Annotated in this window: 4 protein-coding genes and 1 pseudogene; all 5 read right to left on the bottom strand. The window is 38.8% G+C overall.

The genetic code is table 11. From position 1 onward, the window contains the following. Nucleotides 1–143 precede the first annotated feature (143 nt). Nucleotides 144–1,373: a DUF438 domain-containing protein gene (locus tag DFR58_RS21355; protein ID WP_114300477.1), complete on the bottom strand. Its 1,230-nt coding sequence runs from the start codon at nt 1,371–1,373 to the stop codon at nt 144–146. A gap of 12 nt (nt 1,374–1,385) precedes the next feature. Then, nucleotides 1,386–1,613, bottom strand: coding sequence for a DUF1858 domain-containing protein (locus tag DFR58_RS21360; protein WP_114300479.1), 228 nt, complete (start codon nt 1,611–1,613; stop codon nt 1,386–1,388). Between the two features lie 157 nt (nt 1,614–1,770). Continuing rightward, the gene (locus DFR58_RS21365; protein WP_114300481.1) at nt 1,771–2,499 is read right to left on the bottom strand and encodes an OmpA/MotB family protein; all 729 of its coding nucleotides are present in this window, start codon (nt 2,497–2,499) and stop codon (nt 1,771–1,773) included. 20 nt (nt 2,500–2,519) lie between these two features. Then, nucleotides 2,520–3,305, bottom strand: coding sequence for a flagellar motor stator protein MotA (gene motA, locus DFR58_RS21370; RefSeq protein WP_114300483.1), 786 nt, complete (start codon nt 3,303–3,305; stop codon nt 2,520–2,522). A gap of 443 nt (nt 3,306–3,748) precedes the next feature. After that, nucleotides 3,749–3,856: pseudogene (locus DFR58_RS22675) on the bottom strand (hypothetical protein); the annotation flags it as partial. Nucleotides 3,857–4,270: the final 414 nt, after the last annotated feature.

The raw sequence follows: 4,270 nt of genomic DNA on the forward strand, positions 1-4,270 counted from the left end.
ATTGGTATAATAACAATACCGGCTCTTTTTTTGAGAATTCGGCCGATAAAATGGGGTTTAATGGACAACTACAAAAAATGGGATCTATTTAGAGTTACTGCAAATCAGAGTATTCACACAGTCTACCGTCCCCTTGTCACGTTTTACTCTGAAGCTAACCTTTTCTCTCCTGTGATTTCTTGTATCGGTTTGATGTCTTGCGTAACCTCCATGGTTCCTAGATACTCACCTTTTTCGTTCCTTACGGCAAAATATCGGATATATACATATTTGCCCCCCATCTTAATCCAAAAATCTTCTTTGTCTTTTTTACCGCTCTTTAAATCCTCCACAATCTGCTCAACAATGTGTACGCTTGCCGGCGGATGGCAGTTGTGCACTTGCCTGCCAATAATTGTTTTTGGCCTTGCAAATATTCTCTCTTTCCCTTGTGTGAAGTATTTCACAGCACCCTCCTTGTCCACAAAGGTAATATCTACAGGCAAGGTGTTAAGCATTGCGTTAATTTCTTCCGGTGTCAAAATCCCGGCGTCAAATTTAATATAGCCGTTATTGGAAGGCTGTAGTCCCTGGCTGATAACCTTTTTCTCTGCATTTAGATTTACCGGGCTCCATTTCTCCTTAGGTTCAACGAGTGTATATCCTATTTCTGCGCTTTCTTCGGCGATTTTTACCCACTCGTCCTCTGCCAGTGTTTCAAGCACCATCGGAAACAGTATATTTTCTTCCTTAAATATCATTTCAATAACCTTGTTTGCTGCTTCACCGGCTTTCTCTGCAACTTCTTCCTTATTCACAGCATCAGATGCCAGTAGTCTTCTTATTTCCTTAATAGCAGCTCTTATTTCATCATCTACACCCCACATAACTTTTGGCGGGGCTGTAATGCCGTATTTCTCCATGAAAGGAAACAACAGGTTTTCTTTTCTTGAATAGTGCTTGTCGATCTCCCACAGTAAATTAAAATCATCCACAAGCTTCTTTACATTGTCACTGTTATCAACAGATTTAAATTTTTCAAGATTTGGCTTTATTCTCTCATTCACCAGTTTTTCCAGTTCACGGTTTTCAAGCTTGAAAGTATGTACTGGATGTCCCGGCACCTCTTCTAGCTTTTGAGGGCGGTGAATCTCCTCAATGGAGCCTTTGAAAACAGCAGCGTGCACATCGCATAAATTCTGAATTTGTTCCACAGGCATTCCATCCATAATCAACGCCTGCTCCATTTCGGAAATCTCCGTCACAGAAATGCCTTGGATCAGCTTCTCAAATCTAGGCTTGACCTCCTCAACACTTTTGCCGTTATGAAGTTCTTTAATCAACTCTTTTAATATTTTTTGGCGATACTCACGGTTATTAATCATTTCACTCATTATATCCACTCCCTATTCAATGATTTCATACCCTTTATTCCTAAGAGCTTCTTTAATTTTATCCAAGGGGATGCTTTTCATTGCTGCTCCCTTTGGTATAGTCATAAATCTTCCTGCGGTATTTAGCATACCTGGATTAGTAATGCTTTCAAACCCTAATTCCTTCATTATTTCTATAACATCAGGATGTTCCTTAGAGATCTCATATACACTTTTGGACAAGTTTATTTGATTTCCCATAACTATCACCTTCCTTAATAGAAGTATCTCCAAAGTTGTTATGAATAAACCATGACAAAGGGACAGGGTTGTTGACACTCTTAAAATAAAAACCACATCTTGCATATATCACTATATACGCAAGATGTGGTGTCAATAACCCCATGCTCCTGTCACACTACTCATCAAGAGGATATTTACGAATTATGCTGACCTCTATTCTTCTGTTCTTTGCACGTCCGCTTTCCGTGGAGTTGTCAAATTTAGGCGAATACTCTCCATTCCCTTGGATTAAGAATCTATTTGGCTCAATACCTCCTGTATCTATCAAAAATTCCATGGCATTAATGGCCCGAATGGCACTCAAATCCCAATTAGAACGGAATTGACGATTTTTGATGGGAATATTATCGGTATGGCCGGTTATCCTGACCTTATTATCTATCGTCGAAAGCACCTTAGCCACAAAATTAAGCATCGGTGAGGCTTTATCCAATATAGTGGCATCACCCGGTTCAAAAAGCACTGTGTCCTGTATGGAGATTTCAAGTCCTTCATCATTCAGCACCAGACTGATTTTATCCGAATGGCCTTCCTGCTCTATCTCCTTATCCAGCATTGATTTAATCTCATTCATTTTATCTGCTTCAACTAACTGCGGAGAAAGAGATCCTCCGTGATTCAAATGAGGGACAAGGCTTTGTCCATCCTTTTCAAAAAAACCGCTCCCTCCAGAGAAGATTATATTAAATTGATCACTGATTTGGTGTAATTTCTCTTTGTTGGTCTGTCCCATTGCAAACATAACAATAAAAAGAGCCAGAAGCAGGGTGAGCATATCTGCATACGGAATCAACCAGGTTTCGTCAACATGCTCCTCATGATGGATCTTTTTTTTATTTGACATTGAAATTTTCTCCTCTTATGTTAGTTTTCCGTAATTCCTTCATCAAGCTTGCTTCTATGCTTGGGTTCCAAAAGTCCGCTTAATTTCATTTTAATACTTTGTGGATTCTCCCCGGTCTGTATAGATAGTATCCCTTCAACTATAATCCTCATGTTGCTGATTTCTTCATGCGATTTTCTTTTTAACCTCGTTGCCATTGGATGGCAAACCACATACCCAAAAAATATTCCATAAAGGGTAGCAACAAACGCTGCAGCTATCATATGCCCCAGCTTCTCTACATCCTCTAAATTTCCGAGTGCGCCGATCAAACCAATTACGGCTCCTAAAACTCCGAGAGTGGGCGCATAGCTGCCTGCAGACGTAAATATTTGAGCACATGCCCTGTGCCGCTCCTCCATAGACTCTATTTCCTGACTGAGAATTCCGCGGACTGAATTCTCTTCCAGCCCGTCAACCACCATGCTCAAGCCTTTTTTCATGAACTCATTGTCCATTGTCTGAATCTCCTGCTCCAGAGACAACAGCCCATCCTTTCGTGCTTTTTGTGACATCTCAATAATAAATTTTATTACTGCGGAAGAATCTTCTTGGCTCTTGTTTTTAAAAAGCACTTTCAGCACTTTGGGAATATTTAAAAACTCTTTCTTTGGAAAAGAATTCATTACAGCCGCCATAGTTCCAACTAAAATAATAATTGCAGCAGCCGGATTCAGCAGCACTGCAATGTTTGCTCCCTTTACAAACATTCCGCCAACAACTGCGCCTACACCAACAATAATACCTATAACAAGAAATAAATCCATTCTGATACCTCACTATACAAAATTATCACACTTAAAACTTCAAACATCCTTCGGTTTCAGCAATAAGGGCTTAAGGCTCAGCTTGTCCCTTTCCTACATAATTAACTTTAAATTCTTTTACAGGCCTGTATAAATACCTCCATTACCAAATCACAGTAGCAAAAAATAATCCCCAAAAGCACCTCCCTTTGGATATAGAGTCGAAAGCACTTTCATCCTATGTACACTAAATGCATGTTGAGCTTACAGATATGCTGCGATCTGCCATAATCTTATGAATAATTTTTTATGAAAGCATGAACTTTTTATGAACATTTTAAAAAATGCTTATTACAAAGATAAACGGGACATATCTTTCTAAAAAAGCCAGCATTACTTTAATCAGAGGAATGCCCCGTTCTATTTTACCGAATGTTGGGTTGCCCATTGCAGCAGCTTTTCATTTAGCTTAGATTTGGACTTTTATATATACAAGTGCCATTATCAAAGATTTTAACCAAAAGTCTTTTTGCAATAAAGCTAGTCACAGTCTTACTTTTCCACGCATATTTTGGTGGAGATGAAGCAGATCGAACCCCTTACCTCTTGAATACGGCAAACATAACATCCACAATCCGCATATTTATTCTAATACAACATCTATTGATTGGTCAACTAAAACGCAACATTTTTAAATATAATTTAAGAACAAAAAGCAAGCAGGGACGGTTCTTGACTTGCGCTGCTTCTAAAGGTTCGCGTGACAAGGGGACGGCAGACCAATGTCATAAAGCTATAGATACAAAATTTGGTATTTAGCCATTCTCTATAATTGTAACACAAACTTAATACAAAAATAGAAAAAGGCACTTGACTTTTTCAAAGCGCCTCAATAATTGAGATGGATACCTTTTTTTGAAGGTATATCTTCTTAAGTATTGGGTGACAAAGATGTCTAAGAACTTCATAAATTCTCTTGAAATAGC

The sequence above is a fragment of the Anaerobacterium chartisolvens genome (assembly GCF_003337415.1).
Classification (GTDB): domain Bacteria; phylum Bacillota; class Clostridia; order Acetivibrionales; family DSM-27016; genus Anaerobacterium; species Anaerobacterium chartisolvens.

What these genes read in the sequence shown, in the direction of transcription:
- DFR58_RS21355 (WP_114300477.1), bottom strand. Translation starts at nt 1,373, where the DNA reads ATGAGTGAAATGATTAATAACCGTGAGTATCGCCAAAAAATATTAAAA.
- DFR58_RS21360 (WP_114300479.1), bottom strand. Translation starts at nt 1,613, where the DNA reads ATGGGAAATCAAATAAACTTGTCCAAAAGTGTATATGAGATCTCTAAG.
- DFR58_RS21365 (WP_114300481.1), bottom strand. Translation starts at nt 2,499, where the DNA reads ATGTCAAATAAAAAAAAGATCCATCATGAGGAGCATGTTGACGAAACC.
- motA (WP_114300483.1), bottom strand. Translation starts at nt 3,305, where the DNA reads ATGGATTTATTTCTTGTTATAGGTATTATTGTTGGTGTAGGCGCAGTT.